The organism is Pseudomonas sp. NPDC087803, from assembly GCF_044742995.1.
Classification (GTDB): Bacteria; Pseudomonadota; Gammaproteobacteria; order Pseudomonadales; family Pseudomonadaceae; genus Aquipseudomonas.
On record NZ_JBIUVO010000023.1, the window covers coordinates 39,351 to 63,571 of the forward strand.

The window sequence follows — 24,221 nt, forward strand, 5'->3', positions numbered from 1 at the left end:
GGCAGCTCCTGCACAGAGCGCGATCCCCTGTAGGAGCTGCCGCAGGCTGCGATCTTTTCAGCAGACAACTGGGTACAGCGCGATGAAACCCTCCCGACTGCTACTGATCTGGCTCGCCGTCTTATGCGCGATTGGCATGTTGACGGGAGCGCTGCAAGCCCTCGACATCGACGTGCCCGCAACGCTGTTGTCGATCAACTGGGGCTTGCTCCTGGCTCTGCTGGCGTTGGCGATCATTGATGCGCTACGCCTTAAAAACCTGCCCTCACCCCGCCTCCAGCGACAGATGCCCGGCAGTCTGGCCCTGGGACGCTGGAGCGAGGTACGGCTGCGGTTCAGCCACGATTTCACTGAGCCGGTCGCGGTAGAGATTTTCGACCATGTGCCGCAGGGCCTGAGTTTCGACAACCTGCCGCTGGCGGTCGAACTGCAACCCGGGCAATTCAGTGAGGTCGGCTATCGCCTGCGCCCGCTCAAGCGAGGTCACTTGCGCTTCGAACATTGCGAAATCAACCTGCCCAGCCCGTTCGGTCTGTGGTCAGGCAAACGCCTGCTCGCCGTGAGCGGCGACATCCGCGTCTACCCGGACTTTGCAAAACTCTACGGCGGACAATTGCTGGCGGTGGACAACTGGCTGAGCCAGCTCGGTGTGCGTCAGCGCCAGCGCCGCGGGCAGGGCCTGGAGTTTCATCAGTTGCGCGAATTTCGCGAAGGCGACAGCCTGCGCCAGATCGACTGGAAAGCCACCGCCCGCCAGCGCACGCCGATTGCCCGCGAGTATGAGGATGAGCGTGACCAACAGATCATCTTCATGCTCGATTGCGGTCGGCAAATGCGCAGTCAGGACGGCGAGCTGTCGCATTTCGATCATGCGCTCAATGGTTGCCTGTTGCTAAGCCACGTGGCCCTGCGTCAGGGCGATGCCGTAGGACTGAGTACGTTCGCCGTCGCGCAACCGCGTTTTCTGGCGCCGATCAAGGGCGCCAGCCAGCTCAAGGTCCTGCTCAACGCCGTCTACGATCTCGAAAGCACTCAGCGTCCCGCTGACTATTCAACGGCTACCCGACAGCTGTTGGCCCGACAGCAGCGCCGGGCGCTGATCATTCTGCTGACCAACCTGCGTGACGAGGATGACCAGGATCTTCTCGCCAGCGTCAAACGCCTGAGCCAGCAGCATCAGGTACTGGTGGTCAGCCTGCGCGAGGAAGCCCTTGATCGCGTGCGCAATGCCCCGGTCCAAACGCTGCCCGAAGCCCTGACCTATTGCGGCACGGTGGACTACCTCAATGCCCGGGCCGAACTGCATGAGCAGTTGAATGCTCATGCAGTTCAGGTGCTGGATGTGCGCCCCAGCGAATTGAGCGTGGGGCTGGTCAATCGCTACCTGGACTGGAAGCGCACAGGGGGTATTTAGGGTTGCCGGATTACCAGTACAGATGCAGAGGCCTTTTCAGGTTGACCAACGGGGTTTCGAACTTCCACTTTAAAGCTGACCACACCCGGCTCATGAGCCCAGTACCCCGCGTTGATCTCTCCGTTGGCTCCTGTATAGCTTAGCTTGAAGGCTTCGCCGTTCATGCTGGTATAGCATTCTCGCCTGGGCAATGGCTGGCCGGAAACACTTGAAACCACGGTGCCTATGAACTCCGCGACCGAGCCCGTGTTAATCGGACTTTTCAATTCGCGCAAATCCCTGATCGTGGCATGGCCAGGATGCGAAGCAGGATCCAACACTTTGATGTTCAGACTTCGGCTGCTTTCTACTTCCGCCAGGATGCTGGCCGTAAGCGTTATGTCACCGATAACCATGGGTTCGGCCATCAGATACGCTTTGCCATCCACCTGCGTCACGGAAGGCGCAATGATCTGTGAACCAAGGCTCCAAGAAACAGACGCTTGCTCAAACGGCCCCCCGGAATGTCGACCTTCGACAAGGGCCCATACTGGTAATATTTCTCCCTGATAGACGCTCAATGCATCCGCGTGTAACTCCACCAGTACCGGCTCATCTTCCGTGACTTCGACCCACGATTGAGCAGAATCCCAGCCGCCCAAACCACCACGCACCATGGCCTCCAGAACACCGCTACGCAATGGCAATTTAAATGTTGTCCGTGCTCTGCCTTGGGCGTCGCTCTGAGCACTGGCAATCGTTGCTCCCGGCAGATCCCACATGACTTCAACGCCTGCGAGAGGCAGGCCGGTCAACGCCGAAATCACTGTAGCCATCGCCTCGACTTCCTCAGTGGGGTATCCCTGCGCAGGCACCACCACGACGTCGACAATTTCGCGGGGGACACTCAGCGAATACGAAATCGAGATGGACTCCGAATAAACCCCATCCCCCACCGTAGCCGTCAGCACCGCCGCACCCGGCGTCTGTGGTTTGAAGCGCACAGTGGCCACCCCATAAAAATCTGTCACGCTGGTCACCGTTCCCAGATCTTCGTTGCGCCAGGTCACCACTACCCCCGCGATGCCTTTACCGGTGGTGGACGCAACCACTGTCACCTGCTCGACCAGTTCCTGCTCCCATTCCACCACTTGCTGAACGCTACTAGTGGTGCGGAGTTTCCACACCTGCGCGCCCTCTCCCAGGGACATCGCGTTGGCCGGTGACAGGTTGGCAAGGCGCTCGGCGCCCAGGCGCAGCGCGAAGCCACCGTCCTTGAGGTCGGCGCAATTCAAGGAATAGCGCAAACCGATTGCCGAGGGCCGGCGCGATGCGCCAAGCGCAGGTTCGAAACTCAGCCCCAGTTCCGCGGGGCCGGTGCCGGTCAAGCCCAAGGTCAGTTCCTGATCGAGCAACGGGCTGCCATCCGGGAGCAGCACTTCGATGGCATGTGAGCCGTTGCGTCGCGGAAAGTACGTGTGACGGCCCCATGGATGTTCATCATGCCCATCGAAACGCACCCGCACTTCTTCCCAAGGGTCACGGGCCAGTGCCGTAAAGGACAAGGTACGTTGCTCTTCATAGCCATCGAACAGGCTGTGCACATTGGCCACGACCTCCTGCTTGCCCGCCGTGCCCGGCATCAGGCCAAAACCCGACCAACCGAGGTCATCGCTGGTGACAATGTCTGCACCGATTGCGCTCTTCCATTGCACTGCCGCCTGCGCCACCGCCTGTCCGGTAAATGCCGACACCACCCTGACCCAGTTCCAGGCTTTATCCTTGCCGACGACGGCGTCAACCGCTGACTCACGCCAGTCTTCGATTCGCAGCTTGTTGTGAGCGAGCTGCATCGGATGGGTGCTCATGGAGCGATCCAGGGCAGACAACAAAAGCCCGACACTAAAGGCACCGAAGACCTTGCTCGAAGTGAAGTCCAGCCGCCAGCCAACACCACCGTCACTGATTATTTGAGCTTGATCGAGCGGCGGTTCAATGCTCGCTTCCAGGTCATCAGCCGGCGTGCCTTGCCACACCAGCGTCGCCTGCAAACCCGCCAGCGGGCTCAAGGCCTTCGGCAGATAGCGCAAGTTGTGCCTGGCGCCAATGCACGGGAACAGAGTCTGACCCGCGGCAGTGGCGGTCACTTGATCCAGCATCAGCGTCAATTCATCCGTCAGTTGCGTGGAAATCAACCGACCGAACAACTCCCGGGGCGATACAAGCCCCGGGGTGCTCAAGGCCAGACTGAACAGGCTGCTGGTACTCGATGCGACCTGCGAACTGAAGTGCCATTCCAGCCCCAATGGCCCAAGCCTCAACGGCTTGTCGATATCCGAGACGGTCAAGCCGATCCCCGGCGGCTCACCACGCCACCGCAGCGTGACCATCTCTCCACTCAGCGAACTGCCGGGCGTGATTTCTATCCGCAAGGTGTGTGGCTCACCGCGCCAGCACAGCAGGCCCAATTCGGTCAGGTCAACCAAATTGCCGTCGAACAGGATCTTGATCTTGCCTTTCCAGGGGCTGCTCTGCAGCGCCCTCACGGCAAACGGTCGCTCCATCGCCACGGCTTCGTCATGCGCGCGCACGCGGGCGGAGACAACCAGTTCCCCGGCCCGGGTCGGTTGGTAAAGCACACTGGCCCAGCCGCCAAGGCCTGACCGGGTCGAGATCGTCCCCTCGGGGGTTTCCCAGTCCACCAGCGCATTGTTGACCGGATCGCCTTCACCGCTGGTGATCATATGCACCACTTGTACACGCAGCAGCACGCTTTCGTGCTCGTCCACCACGGGAAACTTGTTGGCCTCCTGAACGTCGCCAATGCGCACCAGATTGCGTGCCAGCGACATCGGTTTTCTGTCTGAGGTCAGCAGCAACTTCGAGCACGACAACTGCAGCTGGAAGCGCCCGTCGAGATCGTCCCGGCAGATCAGATCCCAGCTCAGATCAGCGGCAACGACGGGCACCGACTCGTCCAGTTCGGGTCGCACTTGCACGCCCAACTGTGCCGCGGAATCGCCTTCCCAGCGCAAGGCCAGTTCGGTGCCACGCAACACGTCAGGCAGCCGGACGCTCAACTGATAAGTCGAACCACGATTGGGGTATCCGGTCTTTTGCGCCCAGGGCAAGGCATTCCCCTCGACCACCGCCAGCACGTCCTTCCACGGATCAGTCGCCAGCACCCGGACAGCCAGCGGCGTGGTCACGACCCCGCTGGCATAGTAGGGACTCGCTACCGAGGCGACGATGCTGATATCCCCCGCAGCCGTGGGCAGATAATCGAGATACGCCCAGCCCTCGGAATCAGTGGAGGCAGCACCGAGAACTCGCTGACCGTCAATCGTCCAGGTCACCGCGCGCCCGGCCAGAAACTGACCGGTGTACCAGGAGGCCACGCGCACTCCCAGCCGCACCGATTGCGCCAACGCCAGCACCGGGTAATACGCAGCCTCCTGCACCTCGCGAAACACCAGACGGTGATGCCCGAGCGAGATCCGCAGCGGATACGGCGCAGCGGTGTATTGGTTGACCAGATTCAGGGTGAACAGATAGGGAGCCTGATCACCGATCAATGGACATTGCAGGATCCACGGTGAATCGAGCGGATGATCAACGCCCCAGTCCGGCATCGAAGTCACGGCCCCCTGCGGGTTGTCGTCACTGATCAGCGCGGCTTTGGTGTAGAGCCAGGGACTGTCGGGTTCGGGGACACATTCAAGCCGATGCTGAAAGCCGCCGTCCGCGCCCAGGCACAGGTAGAGCGGCACGTTGGCTGGCAATTGCTCATCGTCCAGTTTCAGCGTCTGCAGTGCCACCGGCTCAAGATGCAGGGCCAGATCAATACGGGTGACCAGGACCACCGAATACATGTCATCAGGATCATTACGCGGAGCGACTACAGTGACGCGGAGCCTGTCCAGGCGCTGCAACGGCAGATCGAAAGGGGCGTTGTACTGGATCGGCCTGAATTCCAACGGCAGCCCAAGCGCGATGCGTGCCTGGTCCTCTTCAAGGTTACGAGGGCTGCCCGGCGGCAACAGGATTTCTCTCAACGTGGTACCACGTTCATCAGTGATCAGCATGCGGCCCGCTTCGGTATGCCGCGTTTCATAGAGGAAACTCAGCACATACCTGGCTCTGGCGTCCGGCGTTACAGGTACGGTCACTTCTTGATAGGCAGAGCTCAGGTGGCCAACTGAAAGCATCCTGATCAAGACGTCTCCGTAGAGCTCGCCCACGACCGCTACCCAGCGGTCGTTAGTCGGCCCCTTTTTCCAATGGGTCAAAGACTCGCTGAAATCCCCGTTGAGAATCAGGCTGTCATCGGCCTGAATGCCTGGTTCAAACATGATGGCCTGCTCCTTTGACTTTGCGGGACTGGCGGGAAGCCGATGCCCGGGTAACCAGGTCTTTGACGGCAAGGGTAAACGTCGGCTCACCGGCCTTGGCCGTGTACCGGATGCGCAGAATGATGTCGTTGAGCGACTTGAGCATCGACGCTTGCCGCTCGCTCTGCGGCCAGGGAAAGTGCAACTGCCAGCGCGACACCGCACCCGTGTTCTCGAACGGGTTGAGCAAGCCTTCATCCGGTTTGCCGGCGTTCATGCCAGTGTCGGCGATCCCCACCGACAAGCCGATCTGCTGGCCACTGCGCAGATTGAACAGCACCTCGGCCGGCGCCACGTTGCCCGCCGGCTGATGCAGGTACTCGACCGACTGCGCCGTGGCCCGTGTGGCGGTCATGCTGCCGATCTGCAGCAACGTCGCCTGTACATCCTGATAGGGTCCGAGCAGTGCGGGCAGGTCGACCTCGACCAGGTTGAGCAGCCGGCAGTACTCCCCCGGGTGATCGCGATCGAACGACAGTTGCGTCAGCTGGAACTCCAGCGTGCCCTTGGCCATCAGTTCGTCCAGTGCCTGGGTCCAGTCGGAGAACCCCGCCTGCGGATCAACCTTGTCATCGAACAACTGTCGCAATGAAACGGTCTTGACCCGCTCCAGCCGACGCTCATGGCTTTGCAGGTACAGGCGATCCATTCGCAACAGGTATTCGCGCAGGTGTTCACCGGCGGTCAGCCCGTGACGGTTGTCCAGCCAGACCTGCGGCAACGCCTCACCCGTTTCGTAATCGCCGGTTTCGGCACTCAACGACGCACGGGCACTCAGGCACAAACTGACCACCGCATCGTAAGCCTGATAGTGCAAGGCCTTGAGCTGGCCCAGCAGCCAGCCGAACAACTCTGCATTGGTCGCGCGTTTCTTCAGGTAGTTGTAAAGCGCCAACGCCTGACCGTTGGCCCGCAGGGTCTGCTCCAGACTCGCCCTCGCCGCCCCAAGGGCAAATGTCTGCGCGCTGATCTGCTGCGCGATCGCCCCGACTTCGGCCAGTGCCTGATCGCGTTGCAACTCCCACTCTCTGCGGCGCAGGCGATAGGTTTCGGTCAGGGCTTGTTTATCCGCGTCGATCTGCAGGAGCATCGCCCCGATTTCCAGACCAAAAACTACGGCATCGGCGATTTTTTCCGGACGATGTCCACCGTTGGCCAAGCCGAAAATATTCGGCAGCGCGCCGACGAATGCTCCTCCGGTCTTGATCGCGTGCGTGCCGGCATTGATCAATTTGACTGCCTGCAGTTTTTCCATGACCTGGTATTCGGCATCGGTCACGTTCTCGTCGTACCAGGCCTTGAATCGGTCAGCGCGCTGCTGGGCCATGGCCTGACTCTGGCCCAGGGCCGCGAGGTTCGCTTCAAGCTGGGCAATGGATTGCTCTTGAACCGTGCGGGCGTAGTCGCCCAGCTCCTTCAGGTGTTCTTGCTGCAGTTCTTCCTGTTCGGCCCGATCGCGCTGTTCAAGCAGGCGCAAAACCTGGCCGCCGTACTCCTGCAATGTCTGCACGGCGCGCAACGCCGCCTCGTACGTGACACGCCAGCGAAAGGCACCGACCACCAGACGTCCGCCCAGCGGCCGCGGCCCACCGACCCCGCCTGCGGCCAGATCGCGCAACAATTGGTTGGGATCGGTGGGCGGGCTGAACAGCGGAACATTCAGTGGCTTGCCATCCAGGGTCAGGTTGTTGCGCAAGTTGTTCAGGCGCTGCCCCGGCCAGTCGAACAGGTCGAGCAACTGCTCATTGATCGGCAGTTTGAACGGCTCGTTCGCCAGCAGGCCCATCAACGGTGATGCTTCGGCGGCCGGAGGAATATCCGCCAGGGAAAACACCAGTTCCTGCTCAAACTGCTCAAGCGCCGGCCGGGTCGCACTCTGTTTCAACAAGGCATCTACCGTCTGCGCTTGCCAGCGGGTCACCGCCCGGGCAGTTGGCGGCTTGCCCATCAGAAACTCGGCTTGCACGTAACACAGTTTTGCCGCCACCAAGGCATCTCGAGTGAGCTGGCGGTAATACCAGTCGCCCCACGCGACCAGGTTCTTCACATACTCGGTGAACACCAGAATCTGGTAGTGCCGGGGAGCCGAATAGGCGATCGCATCCGGGTCCGTCGGCATCTGTGTTTCGCGGCCCACATTCCCGGCGCTCGCCAAGGGGCGGCAGCGCCAATAACGAGGTTGCTTCGGCTCGACCGACGTTTCGATCGCTTGCGGGTCGAACACGTAATGCAGCCAGTTCTGCGCTTCCAGATAGCGATCCTCGGCGCGCAGACGTTCCGCCACCAGATGCGGCAAATGAAAAAACAGCTCCCAGAAATACAACCCGTTGGCGCCGTCGAACGCCCCGTTCGGCTCTGTGATCGGGCCTGCGACTGGGGGCGGTTCCGTGAGGAACTGAGTGTTCCAGTCCAACACGGCATCCACCGAAATATTGCTGAGCTGCACCAGCTCCGGGCCGAATAGTGAGTTCAAACGAGCGCGCGGCAACATTCCGGGCTGCCTGAAACCGATGAACTGCGCGGCATTCAGCGCGTTCTTTTCCAGTGTTGGCGGCACGAAGCGGGTGATCGCGGTCAGCGCGACCGTAAAGTTCTTGCTGCCGTGATTCGCACTGCTCAAGCTAAACTCGACCAGCCCGGTGAATCCTCCTTTCGCGCGCTCCAATGCCATCCAACCCGTGGCCCAACCACCCGCGACAGACCATGAGCCCTTGATTTCTTTCGGATCAGTGCCCGACGAGTTGTGCAACGCCAGAGTAAATTCGGCGTTCGCCCCTACCACCTGATTCGTCGACCGACACAGGCCCCTGACCCACAGAAAATCCTTTTCTCCCACCTCCGAAAACACCGCCTGCAAGGCGTAGTAATCCGTCAACGCCCCCGAGGTTTGGCTCTTGATCGCAACTGACGGCTGATTCGTGGGGGTCAGGGGATGCTGCAGGATCAAAGCATCGGTGAAACGATGGATCGCCAGATGGTCGAGCCAGCTGCCGTCGTCTTCGGCCATGGGGCGAAAGAGCACGTCACGGGTTGCGCGAACATTCAGGCCAGCAGCGCCAGACCTGTCGTTGGTGAGCAACACCCCCAACCGACCTTTGGGATGAATGTCCCGGTCGGCCAGTGTCGTCGCGAGCAATCGGGCGCCCGCGCTGGTATCGTCACGCTGATCAGCGCTATACAAGCTCAGCGGTGCCGACCATTGCGCATTCTGGCTCATGAACGCCAGATTGATGTCCAACCTGTGGGGCAAGTAGCTCCCATCGTCCTGGCTGCCCACCTGATCGCGCCATTCGGCCCACACCAGACACAGGCGCCCGCTCCAGAACAGCGGCCGCATATCCAGAACCCTGGTTCCTGTCGGAATGTCGACGGGTTGCCACTCACTCCATGCCGCCGGATTGACCGGGTTGCCGGCGGTGGTGAGTTCGATGTCGGCCTTGCGCCAGTAATACTGAAAAGGCTGCACCCGCTGACGACCGACGAAGTAATAAGTTGCCCGGCTCGCCGAGTCGCCATCCAGACAGGCGCTGATAACGTCCAGATTGCAGGTCTGTTCGAATGCCTTGAGGTACTCCTGCAAGGCCCGCTGCACCGAATCGCCGCTCAGACGGGTCTGATTCAAGTCATTTTCAAGTGCCTTGAACACCCGGGTCTTGCGCTGCCGCACAAAGGGGTTGATGAAATTTTCCGGGTAGACCGAGATCAACGACAGCGCCGCCCAGTCGGGATAATTGCTGTACAGCTCCCAGAGTTTCAGGTGCTCCGCCGGGAACGCGGTTTTTTCATACCCCGGCTCAAGCTTGCGATAGGCCGCATGTATGAATTGCTGCGCGCAACTGGTCGCCTCGGCGACCCACGAACTTTGCACCGGGTAGTTGTCCAGCGGGTCCATGCGTAGCAACTCGAACAGATCCTGCGGCGTTTTCACGAAGGGGTATTTGTTCCTGGCAACCTGACCGATGCAGTATTCGACCAATGCTGTACGGCGTTTTTCCAACAATTGAGCCAGATTGCGTTGAGTCATGGTCTTCTCCTGAATCGTCGAGCAAACGCTCCGTCAACGAATACTGTCATTGGGGAGTTGGCGCAGCGGCAAAGGTGATCGGGTCAAAAACTATTAAGTTGCCACTGGCCTCGCACAGCACACTGATCTCGAACGTGCCGCCTGACGGACTCGCTACGAACACCCGTGTAACGCCCTCGCCGTCGGTATGATTCTGTTCGGGCCGGATCACCACAGAGCCGCTGTCGCCGCCCACCTCCTTGGCGAACCAGCGCACCAGACGATTGCGTCCAAGGTTTTTGTATGGGTCTTGCAGGACGGCGTACAACCCGAATTCCTGCCCCGCCGGCACCGGCTCCAGAGGAACCTGAGCCCTCAATGGCGACGGAAAGAACAGTGTTCCGGCGTCGTCGGCGATGTTGATGGCCGGTGCCTGTTGCGCGTCGATCAGGTCAAGCCAGAACAGAGGGGTTTCCTGCCCCATGACCTTGCCCGGCAGATACTCGACCGTCACCGTCCCATCGATCTCAGTGGCTTGCTCCTTGAGCGTGCCCAGGCTGACCTGCCAGTGCACATGGACGCCGCTCAACGGCTGGTTGTCGGCGTCCTTCAGCGTTACGGTAAACATGGCTTTCTCGCCGGGTTTGCCGGCCACCACCTCAGTCTTGTCCACGACACAGGTCATGGTGACCAGCGGTTGCGCCACCTCATCGGCGAACGCAACCACCGACTCGCGAGTGTCTGAAAGGCTGAGCAGCGCGCGCTCGGCGGCGATCTGATAGGCATCCTTGTCTACGGTCTCCGGCAGATTGCCCACGAGGAAAATCGTCAGGGCGTCCATGCCGCTGTGCCGGGCCAATACGCGGATGCGCATCAACAAATCGAGCTGGGGCAGGGTCTTGAGGATCTTCAACGTCGGGTCGATGCGACTGACGCACTCACGCACCTCCTGCACGCTCCAGTCGAAAAACGCCGCCAGTCGCAACGATGCCGCCTGCTGCGCCAGCCGCAATGCATCGCCTGTCAGTGGGTCGGGCAAGGCATTGACCTGACGCAGGTAGTCGAGCAGCTTGCCGGCCGGCTGCTCGCTCAACTCGAAAGCCCGGTTCAGCGAGGCCAGGTAATACAGCGTGCGTATCGACAGCAGATGCCGATCGTCCTGAGCCATCCAGGCCTTATGGCCGTATTGCAGGAAGTCTTCGAGCAACACCGCCGTCAAATCCAGCTTGCTTGCCACCGTACTGCGACGTCGTATGTCGGCGAGCAGACTCAACAACGGATCGGGTTGTTCCGAGGCACGTGCAGCAGGCCTGAGTGCCTCCAGCGCGTCGCGCTCGGCGCGCTGCTGGACGCTGGATAACAACTGATAAACCGTGGACTGCGCCCAGATCAGCATCTGCAAGCCGCGTTCGATATCCAGGCCGGTGTACACCGCCAGGCATTCCCTGGCGACCGAGACCTGCGCCTCCCGTGCCTGCAACAGCACGCCGAGCATTCGTTCAACGAGAATGCCCCGCACGCTGGCGTCGTTTTCGCCCAGCCCTTCCCTGATTGCCTGGTCGAACTTTTCCCGGGCAAAGCCCAGGTATTGCGCCTCGGGTAACTGCAGGTCGATGACCAAACCTGCGGGGTCGACCAATTCGGTCAGCAATTGCAGCCAGTCCAACCCCACCAGCGAAGGTACACCGGCCATCGACAGCCCGGCATTGTTGAACAGCGTCGCGGCCAGCAGGTTGCGGATCTGCTCGAACAACTGACGTTCAGCCTGCGTGGCGACCGCCAGGGCCTGCGGCGGCGCCACCTGCTGCAGCATCCACAACACGGGGATTTCGCGATCCTTGCACCAGGACACGCAGGAATGCAGGGCGTAAATCAGGTTGAGCACGTCCGGCGGGGATTCGCCATTGCGCTGTGCATGGATACGTGGCGAGCCTGCCAGCCCGTCGACCCAGCTCTCGCCCCCCAGTAATGTCAGCATCAACACCCCTTCGACCGGGCTGATACCGAGCAGACGTGGCAACTTCACCAAACGGTAAAAGCTCGAAATGACTGCCGGGGTGCGCTTGAGCGTACCGTTGAAGCCGTGCGCCCGTTCGATCGCTACCGCGAGATAGGCGTAAGTCTGCAGATCAATGCCCAATCCGCTGCACAATTGAGTGATCGTCAACTCCGCCACCCCCTGCGCTGGCAGCGTTGTAAACGTCGCGCCGTCCAGCACCAGCGGCTGGCGATATCCGCCCTCGCTGTTGAAGGTACGATCAAACAGTGATGGCACCCCGGCACGACCGTAAATCGACACATCGTCGATGAATGCCGCAAAGTCTTCCGCCGAACAGCCATAGTACTCACGCAGTGACTGGAACAAGCCCAGGGCATGCACCTGGTGGCTGGAAATCCACCACGGGTGCTCCGGCGCGGCAACACGAGCCTGTGCCTTGATCGCGGCAGCCAACAACGCATCCACCTGCTCACTGGGCAGCTCCAGCCAGCGGGCCAGGCGCAACTTGCGATTCATTCGTTCGTAGCGGTCAATCACGGCCGTGTCTTGCGTCAGACGATGCAGGAAGGCTGCACCTTCTCCCCTGTGATCAATACCGAGTGCCGGATGGGTAGCCGCATTGAGATACACCGAGCCGGATCGCTGACTCTCGTCAGCGCCCGGGTGTTCGCTGTCATATATTTTGACGTTGGCCGAACGCGTCGGGGCGAACCCGCGAATCGACAGCAATGCCTCGATATCCCGGGTGTCCAGCCCCGTGCGCTCGCCAAAGAATTTCACCTGATTGAGGTTTTGCCACTCCACCCCGGTCGCACCGAAATTGCGTTCGTAATAGTCGATTTTTCCCGCGTCGGCAGTGGGCGCCTCCGTCAACAATTCACGTTGATAAGGCCCCAGCCGCGACGCGTGAGTAAAGGCGCGGCCCGCATCGTTGTCCGATGCATCGGGCTGCAGGAAATAGGGGTAGGCCAAATCCACCATATGCGCGAAATTGCCCACCGACAGGCCATGTTCACGGGCGACATAATCCAGCGTGACCCAATGCTGGTAATAAGGCAGACCATTGGGATAACGCGCCTGGATCAGCGCCTCTTCCAGATCCGGAGCTTTATCATTTTTCTCGATAAAGGTTTCCAGCACCGGGACGATGATGTCCAGCGCCGACACCGCCTGATGCACAGCGTTGAAGTCGACCAGCAGCTGTTTCAGATCCTTGCGGCGATCATGCAAATCGAGGCTTTCGTCGGTGCCAACGGCGTAGATTTTCTCCTCAATCCAGCGCAACAACTCGATCAGGTAAGCCACCGGGGAGGTGATCGACTCCAGTGCCTGCGGCGGACACAAGGCGTCGAACTGCGGGCTGAACAGTTGCTCGTAACTCGGACCTGCAACCATCGACAACAGACCGCTGGCAGGGCGAGTGACCTGGGCTGTCGAACCGCTCAACGAGTGTTCGATGAACTGACGCCGGATGTACACCGCCAGGCTGTTGGCCCTGCGTAAAAAGGCCTGGGCGTCGTCGGGGTTCATCCGGTAAGCGCTGACCAGGCCCTGAACGCCTTGCTCGACCAGCGGGAAAATCGAGCCGCCGCTTTCCAGGTACTCGCAAAAGTCGGCATAGGTTTCGCGCTGTTCATCGCTGAACACTTGCGTCAGCAACTGCTGCACTGGACGGATCACAGGCTCGGTCATGGTCGCGCTCCCGGTGGAATCGTTGTCATGTCGAAACGCTCGCTTTCCACCCAGTCGGAAACGGTCGAGCCATCCGCAGCATCGGTGATGGTCTGCTGGAACCGGCACCAGTGGCCGCCAGGGAGCAACGCTTGCGTCGCCTCGCCGCGCCAGCCTTGAGCGGTGACGGCAATGCCTGCGCTCAGAGGGTTCTCAGGGTTGAACCAGGGCACTACGCGCCCGACACCCGCCCGCCCCTTGCCGACGAAGCGAAGCGGATTTTCCAGCCAGCGTCCCGGCGCCGGTTCATCAATAGCGGGCAGGTAAGTGCCGAGCACCACGGGATGGGCCGCCGAGGCCGCAGAGTCGAAGCCGTCACGCGAAGACACCGCCACCAGGTCGCAAATGCCGCCGAGTTGAGCCGGCTCCAGCGTCAACGACCAGGTACGGTCCGCAAGCACCGGACTGCTTGCGCGCAGCGTGCCATTGCTGCCGGTCAGCCCCACCGCAACCGTGTCACCCGGATAGCCGAAGCCCGACACCACCACCGCTCGACCGATGTGCACGCCCCGCCCGGGGCTTTCGATAATTGGCGCGGCGGGCACCACTTTGTAAGTGCGCGCAGGGCTTTCCTTCGACTCATGGGTCTCGAAGAATTGCCGGGCTTTCACGTTGTAGTTGCCGACCGGCAACGTGACCTCGGCACGCCACTTGCCCTCGGCGCTGACCGGGATTTTTTCGAGCAGGATTTCGCTCGGACTCTCACGCCAGATCGTCACCTGCCCATAGGGTTCGCCAGTGCCCGAAAGCGTTGAGGTGCGCGCCAGTGACTGGTTCTGCGCAGGCACCTCGATGACTGGCGGCAACAGCACTACAAAGTAGCTGCGCACGTCACTGCGCAGGGATTCCCTGCCAGCAATGGTCTGGCTGGCGTCGATCTGGTATTTGCGAAACTCGAGTTTTTTCAGTTCGATGAACCAGGCGCCATGAGCGGTCAGGCGTTTCGGCTCACCCAGATTCCGCCCGAATTGCGCGTCACGCAGCTGCAACGTGGCACCGTTATAGCCGTTGATGCCGCGCACGATCAGGTCGTAATGCATGTCTGAGTTTTCACCCGGCTCGGTGATCAGCGGCCGCTCCGGGGTGACCGAAAACGCTCGCGAGGCTGGCGGCGATGCGCGCCCGGCGAAAGTCTGGATCACCGTCACGGTATGCTCCTTGTCCGGAGCAAACCCCGCGTCGCGCTTGAAGGTCCACGTGCCGCTGGTGCCGACCGGCCGGTGCTCGGTCGCACTGTCGCTGTACTTCAGGCTCAGCGTCGCGCCGGGCCAGCAGGTGCCGGAGATTTTTGGTGACAGTCCATCGTCTTCGACGGCAGTGATCAGCGGGGCCAGCAGTGGAATGTCAACAAACAGCTTCAACCAGTCCGACCACTGATCGTTCAGCTTTTGTGCGATATGAATCTCTCTCCCGTAGGTTGGCCCCCAAGCGGTCGACGCACGGCTAGACCACCGTTGGTTACTCACCGCGGCTTCCGGCAGACCCGCCGATTCACCTCCCGGTTTGAGTAGTACGACCGTCGCCCCGTTGACCCCGTTTCCCGAGAAGGTCGGGGTGTAGTTCTCCACCGTGTACTGCACGTTGGTCGGCAGTGGAAACTTCTCGATATTGATCACACGCTCGACGGCTTCGGACTCTGCGTCACCCATTCTCTGCAACACAAGCACGGTCCGCGAGCTGCCAGGCTCCCAGGCGTTCATTGCGGTAGTCGCCCACCCCTGAGCCGTCACCTGAGCCTGCGGTGCAACCTCGCCCCCACTTGATTTGTCCCGGACGTAGACGGTCGCCGTTACTATGCCTTTACCCGTGAATCGAGGAGTGAAATCAGTGACGGTGTATTCCACATCCGTGGGCGGCGGCAGTTTTGAAGATGTCTTGAACAGATACTCTTGGGAGGGAATCCAGCCGCCGGCGTTGTCGGAAACCCTTTGCACGACCTTCAGATCGTAGTCGCCGATGGGCCAGTTCTGTGAGGTCGTTCTCCAACTCCCTGCAGCCACGACTACGGCAGGTGGCAGTGCCGCACCTGCCGGACCTCGGACAATCGTTATCTCGACCGTGGCGTCGGTAAAACCTGAGCCGGAAAACTCGGTGCTCGTGAGGGTCGGGTAGGTAACGCTGACTGCGGTCAACGCCGGAGGGCGAACCTTGAACACACGGGGCAGACTAATCTCGGAAGTGCCCCCTGATAATGTTTGCCGGGCGACAATCGCGAACGCTCCGGGCGGCATGTCTCGAGTGAACGTCGTGACGCGCCATTGTCCGTTGGCATCCGCTGTGCCCTGCCCGATCTTGAATGAATGTTCGAAGTCCTTGAGGACTTCGACCACCGCGCCTGAAGCAGCCCTCCCCCCTTCTATCGGGCCTCGCGGATCGGTCACTGCGGCACTGGCAGGCGTCGTGATCGTTGGCGCGAAAATCAACGTGAAGTATTGCGGATCGGTCCAGTCATTCATGTCACGGTGGCCAGCCGTGATATCGACGCGTCCGCCGTTGGGATAGTTGGCCTGGGCGAATGTGGCATCCCATGTATCGTCAGGCTTTACGGTTGTCGTGCCGTGTAAAACAGCGCCCCCCGGTGTCATGACATCAATGACTTTACCCCGGGTACCGCGGCCTTTGATCAGTAATCCGCTGGCAGAATTGAACACCGCGCCGTTTGCCGGAGAGTGGATGTAGGGTGCCACGTAAATTGGGGGTTTTCGGATGGTGACGGTATTGGAGTTCCCCGAATACTCTCCGCGTATGACCTGCTCGGCATAGAAAGACAGGATATTGTCCGGCAGGCTGATGGTGCCCCTCCAGGTTCCATCCCGCTCCACGTTCATCTCGTAGAATATGGTTTCAGTGCCGTTGTACAGGTACTTCAGACGAATCCTGGCGGCGTAGAAACCGTTTTTTCCGGCCACAGAGAACGGCATCGTGACTTCTGCGTTATTGGCGGGTACCTCGATGATCGGTTTCTGCGCCGGGTAAATATCCAGCCCCCAGCCTTCAGTGGGGTCCACGTCATTATTCTTCCCGTCATAGTCGACCCGGATTGCCAGCGTCACGCCAAAATCAGGAGGTCCGAGCGGGGAGTCGATATAGACAACATAGTCGTGCCATAGGGTGTCTTGTGCCATGGAGTCAGGGGAATCCTTGCGCACCCATGTGCCGGCCTGCAGGCCAAGATCTATGTTTGCCCTGTATACGGCGGGACCTCGCGTGGTCATCTTGTAACGCAAGGTCTTCACATAGATCCGGTTGTTCTCGAACTTGTACTGGCACACCATCTGAGTTTGCAGCTCTTCCACCCGCGGGTGGGTCTGGTAAAGCGTTGTTTGGACCGCATCCGCCCAGAACACCTCGGAAAACTGCTCACCGTCGCCCAACTCCCGGAGCGACCCGTCCTCCAGTTCCGTAACCCGCGCATCACTGATCTGAACTTTTTCGGCATCCAGCCAGGCCCTGCCTTTTTCGTCGTCGAAGGTGTCGCTCATGTCAGCAGTGCTCCGGGCAATGACTAGCTCACGTTGTGGGTCAACATACGTGCGCTGATTGCGCGTCACCACTGTCAGAACTGACAGTTGAAAAGATCAAATATGTCTAAAAAAACCTTGGTTGATCACCAAAACAGCTAATGTTTTCCACGCCTTACTTCGACACGCGCAGCAAACTACAACGCCTTGCGCCTTTGCCTACAGATCCGCCAGAATCCGCCGGCTTGTGCGCTTGGCTGATGCCCCGTAACGTGATCCGTGCCGCTGCCAATCAGTGGTCGGGTTTAGTCGCCCGGGGGATTCACCAATGTGTATAAGCGTCATCAAGTCGGGTATTCCCTATCCCCGCACTCGATGGTGGCTGTTCGCAGGGCGCCTTCGGGCGCGCCGGTTTTTGGTGATGGTTTCCCCCGGTCGACTAACCTGCGTTCAGCCGCCACCCTCTCGTTTAGTCGCGAGATCGTGCTGGCATCATTCAAGGGAAAATCGCCATGTTCAAAGCAACTCCGAATCCACCCGAAACCGATACCGTTTCCCCCTATCAATCCCCCGATTCAAAAAAGCTCCACGAAGCCGCCGAGCGTGCCCTCGACCACTACCTCAAACCTGAACCGCCCTCGCGCAATTCCGTGGATCGCGGCATGCAGATGTTCCGCGTTGCCCCCGACCTCAATCCCGAAGCCATCGCCATCCAGACCTACGAGACCTTTTCCTCGGTGAGCATTCTGCTGCTGGATCTGGCAGACAGCCTGGAAGACAAACCACGGCACCTGGCGATGGCGATCTATCAGTTGAGCGAGATGGGTTTGTTGCTGGCGGAGAAGACGCTGGACAGTGAACGAGCGATTGCCTTGATGGCTTGAAGATCAAAAGATCGCAGCCTGCGGCAGCTCCTACAGAGGGAACGCAATTTTCCTGTAGGAGCTGCCGCAGGCTGCGATCTTTTGCTTTGGCTTTCGCTGTATCAGGCAGACGCAGGCAGGGGCTGAAAGCTGAAGTACTGCTTCAACGCCTGCACCAGTTGCGCATATTCCGGGGGTGGACGCTGCACGCTGAAACCGGCGTCGTAATGCAGGGGCGTCGCGTCTTCGTGGCACCACAGGCAGCACGCATTGAGGTCGATCACCTGTTGGCAACCATCGCTGGCGGGGATTTTCAGACGAAGATGGAATTCGGCACCGATCATCATCGGCAACTGACTGATGAGCATCAGCCCGTCGTCGGACACGTTGCCCAGAAAGCCGATGGGTTTGTCGGTGACGCTGTTGAACACTCTGAGGAAGTACGGCAACTGATGCCGTTCTATTCGGCGGTCGGTAAACATGCGCAGTTCGCCATACAAGGCTCCATCACAGAGCCGCACCTTTGCTTCGGAACGCGCCTGCATCGCAGCCGCGCTCTCCCCGCTTCCGGTGTGCCGGTCGCCAATTCGCCGTCACGTAACCACTGACCAGTCGCAGGTGTTGCCCCGGAATCGGAGCATTGGCTCCAGACCCGGATCTTTCGACTATAGCTCAGGCTGTACAGTCAGCCAGCGTTTGTATGACAACCACCCTTAATAACGCGGCGCAGGAGCCACGGCTGCCGAACTGCGGGTCGGGTAGTGCCCCAGGCTCTGCAGGGTTTCCAGGCGCGCGCGGGCGCGGAAGGCATATTCGCTGGCAGGGTACGAGGCGATGATGAACTGGTAGGTCTGCGCCGCGTCGATGTACATTTTTTGCCGTTCCAGGCACTGGCCGCGCATCATCGACACTTCCGGCCACACATACGGGCGGGCGCGGCTGTCGCGTTCGACCTTGGACAGTTCGAGCATCACCTGCTCGCAATTGCCCCGATCATAGGCGCTGTAGGCGTTGTTCAGATGGTGGTTCATCGCCCAACGGGTACATCCCGTGGCGGCAAGGGCGCTGAGGGCAAGGGCGGCAATGGGCAACAATCGCATGGGGGTTCTCCTGTCTTGAGTTCTGTATCGACCCCTGGTCGGAAATCTTCAGGCGCGTTTGTCCCAAAGTTGCCACGTTCAATAAAGAAAACGATAAGTAGTGCATTCGAACAATGACTACACCCTCGGAGCATAGTAGCCTTCGCTGGCGCTTGAACTCAGGAGTCTTTGCATGTCCGTCCGTCGTACCAAAATCGTCGCTACCCTTGGCCCGGCCAGTAACTCGCCGGAAGTTCTCGAACAGCTGATTCTGGCTGGTCTGGACGTCGCCCGTCTGAACTTCTCCCACGGCACCCCCGACGAGCACAAGGCTCGCGCGAAGCTGGTGCGTGACCTCGCTGCCAAGCACGGCCGCTTCGTCGCCCTGCTGGGTGACCTGCAAGGCCCGAAAATCCGTATCGCCAAATTCGCCAACAAGCGCATCGAGCTGAAGATCGGTGACAAGTTCACCTTCTCCACCAGCCATCCGCTGACCGAAGGCAACCAACAAGTGGTCGGCATCGACTACCCGGATCTGGTGAAAGACTGCGGCGTGGGCGACGAGCTGCTGCTCGACGACGGCCGCGTGGTGATGCGCGTCGAAACCGCCACCGCTACCGAACTGCACTGCGTGGTGACCATCGGCGGCCCGCTGTCCGACCACAAAGGCATCAACCGTCGCGGTGGCGGCCTGACCGCGCCGGCCCTGACTGAAAAAGACAAGGCTGACATCAAGCTCGCCGCCGAAATGGAAGTCGACTACCTCGCGGTGTCCTTCCCGCGTGACGCGGCCGACATGAACTACGCCCGTCAACTGCGCGACGAAGCCGGCGGTACTGCCTGGCTGGTGGCGAAGATCGAGCGCGCCGAAGCCGTGGCCGATGACGAAACCCTCGACGGTCTGATCAAGGCGTCCGACGCGGTGATGGTTGCCCGTGGTGACCTCGGTGTGGAAATCGGCGACGCCGAACTGGTCGGCATTCAGAAGAAGATCATTCTGCACGCACGCCGCCACAACAAAGCGGTGATCGTGGCGACCCAGATGATGGAGTCGATGATCCAGAACCCGATGCCGACCCGCGCCGAAGTGTCCGACGTGGCCAACGCCGTGCTCGACTACACCGACGCCGTGATGCTCTCGGCCGAATCCGCTGCCGGTCTGTACCCGCTGGAAGCCGTGCAGGCGATGGCGCGTATCTGCGTCGGCGCTGAAAAGCACCCGACCAGCAAGACGTCCAGCCACCGTATCGGCAAGGAATTCGAGCGCTGCGACGAAAGCATCGCCCTGGCAACCATGTACACCGCCAACCACTTCCCGGGCGTGAAAGCGATCATCGCCCTGACCGAGAGTGGCTACACCCCGCTGATCATGTCGCGTATCCGTTCTTCGGTGCCGATCTACGCGTTCACCCCGCACCGCGAAGCCCAGGCCCGCGCAGCGATGTTCCGTGGCGTGTACACCGTGCCGTTCGACCCGGCCTCGCTGGCACCGAACGAAGTCAGCCAGAAGGCAATCGACGAGCTGGTCAAACGCGGCGTTGTGGAAAAAGGCGACTGGGTCATCCTGACCAAGGGCGACAGCTACCACACCACCGGCGGCACCAACGGCATGAAGATCCTGCACGTGGGCGACCCGCAGGTCTGAGTGTATCGCTGAAAACCAAAAGCCCCGGCATGTGAGTGCCGGGGCTTTTTGCATAATGATCCAACAGATTTTTTATCTGCTCTGGCCTCATCGCTGGCAAGCCAGCTCCCACAGGGTTCGCCGGCGATCACAGATTTTGCATCCACCACAAAAACTGTGGGAGCTGGCTTGCCAGCGATGAGGGCAGCCCGGCCGGCGAAAATCTCAATGGCGTTTGATAAACCCGGTCAACGCCGCCAATGCCTCCGGCGAGCGCAGCCGCTGGGTGAACAGCGCGCCCTCCTCCTCGATCACTTTACGGATCAGCTCGCGATCCGGCGCCTTCATCAGTTGCTTGCTGATGCGCACCGCCTCTGCTGGCAGTTCATCGAAACGCAAGGCCATCTCCCGTGCCTTGCTCAGTGCCGCTTCGCCGCTGCCCAGCGCCTCGGTGGCGATACCCCATTGCGCCGCCTGTTCACCGCTGAAACCTTCACCGAGCAGCAACAGCTCCGCCGCTTTCGCGTGCCCGAGCAAACGCGGCAGGATCAGGCTGGAACCGAATTCCGGGCACAGCCCCAGATTGACGAACGGCATGCGCAACCGCGCATCGCGGCTGACATAGACCAGATCGCAATGCAGCAGCAACGTGGTGCCGATGCCCACCGCCGCACCGGCCACGGCGGCGATCACCGGTTTGCGGCATTCGAGCAGGTTGAGCATGAAGTGAAACACCGGGCTGTCGAGGTCGCTCGGCGGTTGCTGGATGAAGTCGGCAATGTCGTTGCCGGCGGTGAAGCACTCGGCGCTGCCGGTGATCAGCACGGCGTTGATTTCAGGGTCGTTGTCGGCCTGTTGCAAGGCCTCGGCGAGGCGACTGTACATCGCACGGGTCAGGGCGTTTTTCTTGTCCGGGCGATTGAGGCGCAGGGTAAGCAAACCGCGTTCGCGTTCGAGCAGGATGGCTTCGGTCATGGCGTTTCTCAACATGGCAGGTTACAAGGTTCATCTGTGGCGAGGGAGCTTGCTCCCGCTAGGCCGCGCAGCGGCCACAAAAGCCTGTGAGCGCTGCGCACTCAAGCGGGAGCAAGCTCCCTCGCCACAAGAGCTCCCTCATCCGATAACGATCTGCGCTTAACCGCGGGCCAGAAACACATCCGCCAGCAGTTGATTGCGCGGCAGTCCGGCCAGGTACAGGCGCTTGGCAAACGCATCGACGCTGGCGGTTGAGCCGCAGACTAAGGCCAGGGTTTGCCGGGAAACAAGGCGCAGTTGCGCCAAAGCGGCGGCTGAGTCGGCCGCCGTCCACAGCTCGACGCTGAGGTTTTCGCGCTGCGCGGCAAGCGCCGCCAGGGGTTTGGCCAGATAGTGCTCGCGCGCGTCATGGGCCAGGTGAATGACGCGAATGGCGCCTTGGTGATCCTGACGCAAGGCTTCACGCAGCACGCCGAACAATGGCCCCAGCCCGGTGCCGGCCGCCAGCAGCCACAACGGTCGGGTGTGCCAGTCCGGGTCATAATGCAGGGCGCCGCCGCGCAGTTCGCCGAGGCGGATCGGGTCGCCGATCTGCAGGCGCCGCGCCGCATCGCTGAATTCGCCGGGCTGGCGGCAGTCGAGGTGGAATTCGAGAAAGCGATCCTCCTGCGGCAGGCTTGCCAGCGAATAGGGTCTGGCAATCTGGTTGATCCACAACACCAGATGCTGCCCGGCGGCGTAGCGCAGCGGACGTTGCGGGGTCAGGCGTAAACGCAGCACGTGATCACTGAGCCAGTCCAGCGCCTCGACCACCGCCGGGCGACCATCGGTGATCGGATCGAAAGTGTGCACCTGCAAGTCTTCCGTCACCTGACACTGACAGGCCAGCCGCCAGCCTTCCTGGCGTTGTTCGGCGCTCAAGGCATCCGGGCGACTGTCGGCGGGCAAGCCGTTCACGCACTGCACCAGACAGGCATGGCAACTGCCGGCGCGGCAGCTGTAAGGCACTGCGACGCCGTGCTGATTCAGCGCGTCGAGCAAATTGCTGCCCGCCGCCACCGACCATTGCCGGTCACCGACGCGAAGTTCAGGCATCCACATTCTCCCACGCCGCCGCACAGCGATTGCGCCCGTCGCGCTTGGCCCGGTACAGCGCCTGATCGGCGCGCTGCAAGGCGTCGTCCAGATCGTCGCCCAGTTCCAGCAGGGTCATGCCTGCCGACAGGCTGAGGCTACGCACGTTCAGCCCCACCAGTTCGACATCGGTGAAGGCGATGCGCAGGCGTTCGCAACAGGCGGTCAGGCGTTCGGCATCGCAGTCGGGCAGCAACACCACGAATTCTTCGCCACCGTAGCGCGCCAGCACGTCGCCGTCACGCAAGCAGGCACCCGCCACGCCGGCGAAGGCCTGCAATACCTGATCACCGGCGGCGTGGCCGTGCAGATCGTTGATGCGCTTGAAGTGATCGAGGTCGATCAGCGCCAGACCATGCACCACACCCGGCTCCATCTCCGCCAGTTCCCGCGAAGCCAGACGCAGAAAATGCCGGCGATTGAACAGTCCGGTCAGCTCATCAGTGGCCACCAGATCTTCGAGCTGGCGCATCATCCCGCGCAGAGTGTCCTGATGCGCCTGCAAGGCAAACCGGCGCTGGCGCATGCGCTGCCGTGAAACCTGGACGAAGCGCGCGTAAATCACCAGCCACGCCAGCACCATCGCCAGGATGCACACCTGTAATGCCGCCAGTGCCGGATCCGGCAGGCGAAAGTGGTAGCCGTCCCAGAGGGTGATCGCACAGAAACTGAAGAACACCAGCAGCGCACAACGAATGAACGCGCGCCGGGACAGATGGAACAGACCGAACAGCAGGATCAGCACGTAGAACACCAGAAATGCGCCACGTGCTTCACCCAGATGGGCGATCAGCCAGGTCTGCCAGCCGAGCCCGAGCAGCACTTGCGCTTCCGTCATGCTCGGGTCGGAAAAGCGCTGGTTGCGCCCGGACCAGAACAGCGCAAACAACGTCGCCTGGCAGATCACCACCAGCGCACTGCCAGTGGCCACGCTGCTCAATGACTGCGGGTAATGCCCGGTGAAAAACGCCAGCCACAGCAGCAGCAAGGCCAATCCGTAGGTGGCGGCAGCGAGGGCAAAGCGCTTGAGCAGAAGGCGTTGAATGGCGTTATGGGTCAATCGTTGACTCACCGTGCGATAGGAGGCTGACCGAGTGTCCTACTCTACAGACCGGATGCCACTTTAGAGGGGCGGTCGATAAATGACCACCGATTTTCGGGCCTGATAATTGACGTCAAAAACCCTTGTGCATTGCCCTGTAGGAGCTGCCGAAGGCTGCGATCTTTTGATCTTGCTTTCTAAAGAAAAAGACAAAAGATCGCAGCCTTCGGCAGCTCCTACAGGGATTGTGCGCCAACCATGCGACCAACGAATGACTGCCGGCGCGTGTATGCCCTGAAGAGGCGCGGTATACTGCCGCGCCTTTTTAGCGTCGCGCCAGCAGCCCCGGCGTGCCTTGAAAGGTGCTTGCGACCGACCGATGCACCCAAGCTGCAAGCACCTTATTGAATGTTCCCGTCTTTTAGAGGAGCGCGACTCATGACCGTGATCAAGCAAGATGACCTGATTCAGAGCGTTGCCGACGCCCTGCAATTCATTTCCTACTACCACCCCGTGGATTTCATCC

The 24,221-nt window shown here is 60.7% G+C and carries 13 protein-coding genes; 4 read left to right on the forward strand and 9 right to left on the reverse strand.

The window, feature by feature from the left end; all coding sequences use genetic code 11:
- The first annotated feature begins 82 nt into the window (after nt 1–82).
- A complete protein-coding gene (locus ACIOUG_RS14430; protein WP_401066480.1) occupies nt 83–1,414 on the forward strand; it encodes a DUF58 domain-containing protein in 1,332 nt (443 codons plus the stop codon).
- Here the strand turns inward: ACIOUG_RS14430 and ACIOUG_RS14435 are convergent.
- The 4 genes from ACIOUG_RS14435 to ACIOUG_RS14450 are packed head-to-tail and all read right to left on the reverse strand — an operon-like array spanning nt 1,411 to nt 16,999.
- On the reverse strand, nt 1,411–5,745 hold the full coding sequence (locus ACIOUG_RS14435; protein ID WP_401066481.1) for a hypothetical protein: 4,335 nt from the start codon (nt 5,743–5,745) through the stop codon (nt 1,411–1,413). The genes ACIOUG_RS14430 and ACIOUG_RS14435 overlap by 4 nt on opposite strands.
- The gene (locus tag ACIOUG_RS14440; RefSeq protein ID WP_401066483.1) at nt 5,738–9,808 is read right to left on the reverse strand and encodes a neuraminidase-like domain-containing protein; all 4,071 of its coding nucleotides are present in this window, start codon (nt 9,806–9,808) and stop codon (nt 5,738–5,740) included. The genes ACIOUG_RS14435 and ACIOUG_RS14440 overlap by 8 nt, the downstream gene beginning before the upstream one ends.
- 46 nt (nt 9,809–9,854) lie before the next feature.
- Nucleotides 9,855–13,478 (reverse strand): Tc toxin subunit A, encoded by a 3,624-nt coding sequence (locus ACIOUG_RS14445; RefSeq protein WP_401066485.1) that lies wholly within the window; start codon nt 13,476–13,478, stop codon nt 9,855–9,857.
- Nucleotides 13,475–16,999, reverse strand: a complete 3,525-nt coding sequence (locus ACIOUG_RS14450; protein ID WP_401066486.1) for a hypothetical protein — start codon at nt 16,997–16,999, stop codon at nt 13,475–13,477. Before ACIOUG_RS14450 ends, ACIOUG_RS14445 begins: the two co-directional genes overlap by 4 nt.
- A 491-nt stretch (nt 17,000–17,490) precedes the next feature.
- Between ACIOUG_RS14450 and ACIOUG_RS14455 the strand changes: the two genes are divergently transcribed.
- Nucleotides 17,491–17,862 (forward strand): DUF6124 family protein, encoded by a 372-nt coding sequence (locus ACIOUG_RS14455; RefSeq protein WP_401066488.1) that lies wholly within the window; start codon nt 17,491–17,493, stop codon nt 17,860–17,862.
- A 101-nt stretch (nt 17,863–17,963) separates the two neighbouring features.
- Here the strand turns inward: ACIOUG_RS14455 and ACIOUG_RS14460 are convergent, their stop codons facing one another.
- Nucleotides 17,964–18,323 (reverse strand): PilZ domain-containing protein, encoded by a 360-nt coding sequence (locus tag ACIOUG_RS14460; protein ID WP_401066490.1) that lies wholly within the window; start codon nt 18,321–18,323, stop codon nt 17,964–17,966.
- 231 nt (nt 18,324–18,554) lie between these two features.
- Nucleotides 18,555–18,941, reverse strand: a complete 387-nt coding sequence (locus ACIOUG_RS14465; RefSeq protein WP_401066491.1) for a tol-pal system YbgF family protein — start codon at nt 18,939–18,941, stop codon at nt 18,555–18,557.
- 172 nt (nt 18,942–19,113) lie between these two features.
- On the opposite strand from ACIOUG_RS14465, the gene pyk reads away from it, so the two are divergent.
- Complete coding sequence (gene pyk / locus ACIOUG_RS14470; protein WP_003227610.1) at nt 19,114–20,565, forward strand: pyruvate kinase; 1,452 nt, start codon at nt 19,114–19,116, stop codon at nt 20,563–20,565.
- A 204-nt stretch (nt 20,566–20,769) separates the two neighbouring features.
- On the opposite strand, the gene ACIOUG_RS14475 is transcribed toward pyk, so the two are convergent.
- The 3 genes from ACIOUG_RS14475 to ACIOUG_RS14485 all read right to left on the reverse strand — a co-directional run bounded on the left by ACIOUG_RS14475 (nt 20,770) and on the right by ACIOUG_RS14485 (nt 23,713).
- A complete protein-coding gene (locus tag ACIOUG_RS14475; protein WP_401066493.1) occupies nt 20,770–21,519 on the reverse strand; it encodes an enoyl-CoA hydratase-related protein in 750 nt (249 codons plus the stop codon).
- A gap of 159 nt (nt 21,520–21,678) precedes the next feature.
- Entirely contained in the window at nt 21,679–22,614 is a 936-nt protein-coding gene (locus tag ACIOUG_RS14480) for an iron-sulfur-binding ferredoxin reductase (RefSeq protein WP_401066494.1), read from the reverse strand.
- Nucleotides 22,607–23,713 (reverse strand): GGDEF domain-containing protein, encoded by a 1,107-nt coding sequence (locus ACIOUG_RS14485; protein ID WP_401066496.1) that lies wholly within the window; start codon nt 23,711–23,713, stop codon nt 22,607–22,609. The genes ACIOUG_RS14480 and ACIOUG_RS14485 overlap by 8 nt, the downstream gene beginning before the upstream one ends.
- A gap of 420 nt (nt 23,714–24,133) precedes the next feature.
- On the opposite strand from ACIOUG_RS14485, the gene ACIOUG_RS14490 reads away from it, so the two are divergent.
- A partial coding sequence (locus ACIOUG_RS14490) for a hypothetical protein (RefSeq protein WP_401066499.1) occupies nt 24,134–24,221 on the forward strand: 88 nt, incomplete at its 3' end.

What these genes read in the sequence shown, in the direction of transcription:
- ACIOUG_RS14465 (WP_401066491.1), bottom strand. Translation starts at nt 18,941, where the DNA reads ATGCGATTGTTGCCCATTGCCGCCCTTGCCCTCAGCGCCCTTGCCGCC.
- ACIOUG_RS14435 (WP_401066481.1), bottom strand. Translation starts at nt 5,745, where the DNA reads ATGTTTGAACCAGGCATTCAGGCCGATGACAGCCTGATTCTCAACGGG.
- ACIOUG_RS14480 (WP_401066494.1), bottom strand. Translation starts at nt 22,614, where the DNA reads ATGCCTGAACTTCGCGTCGGTGACCGGCAATGGTCGGTGGCGGCGGGC.
- ACIOUG_RS14455 (WP_401066488.1), top strand. Translation starts at nt 17,491, where the DNA reads ATGTTCAAAGCAACTCCGAATCCACCCGAAACCGATACCGTTTCCCCC.
- pyk (WP_003227610.1), top strand. Translation starts at nt 19,114, where the DNA reads ATGTCCGTCCGTCGTACCAAAATCGTCGCTACCCTTGGCCCGGCCAGT.
- ACIOUG_RS14445 (WP_401066485.1), bottom strand. Translation starts at nt 13,478, where the DNA reads ATGACCGAGCCTGTGATCCGTCCAGTGCAGCAGTTGCTGACGCAAGTG.
- ACIOUG_RS14475 (WP_401066493.1), bottom strand. Translation starts at nt 21,519, where the DNA reads ATGACCGAAGCCATCCTGCTCGAACGCGAACGCGGTTTGCTTACCCTG.
- ACIOUG_RS14460 (WP_401066490.1), bottom strand. Translation starts at nt 18,323, where the DNA reads ATGTTTACCGACCGCCGAATAGAACGGCATCAGTTGCCGTACTTCCTC.
- ACIOUG_RS14440 (WP_401066483.1), bottom strand. Translation starts at nt 9,808, where the DNA reads ATGACTCAACGCAATCTGGCTCAATTGTTGGAAAAACGCCGTACAGCA.
- ACIOUG_RS14450 (WP_401066486.1), bottom strand. Translation starts at nt 16,999, where the DNA reads ATGAGCGACACCTTCGACGACGAAAAAGGCAGGGCCTGGCTGGATGCC.
- ACIOUG_RS14430 (WP_401066480.1), top strand. Translation starts at nt 83, where the DNA reads ATGAAACCCTCCCGACTGCTACTGATCTGGCTCGCCGTCTTATGCGCG.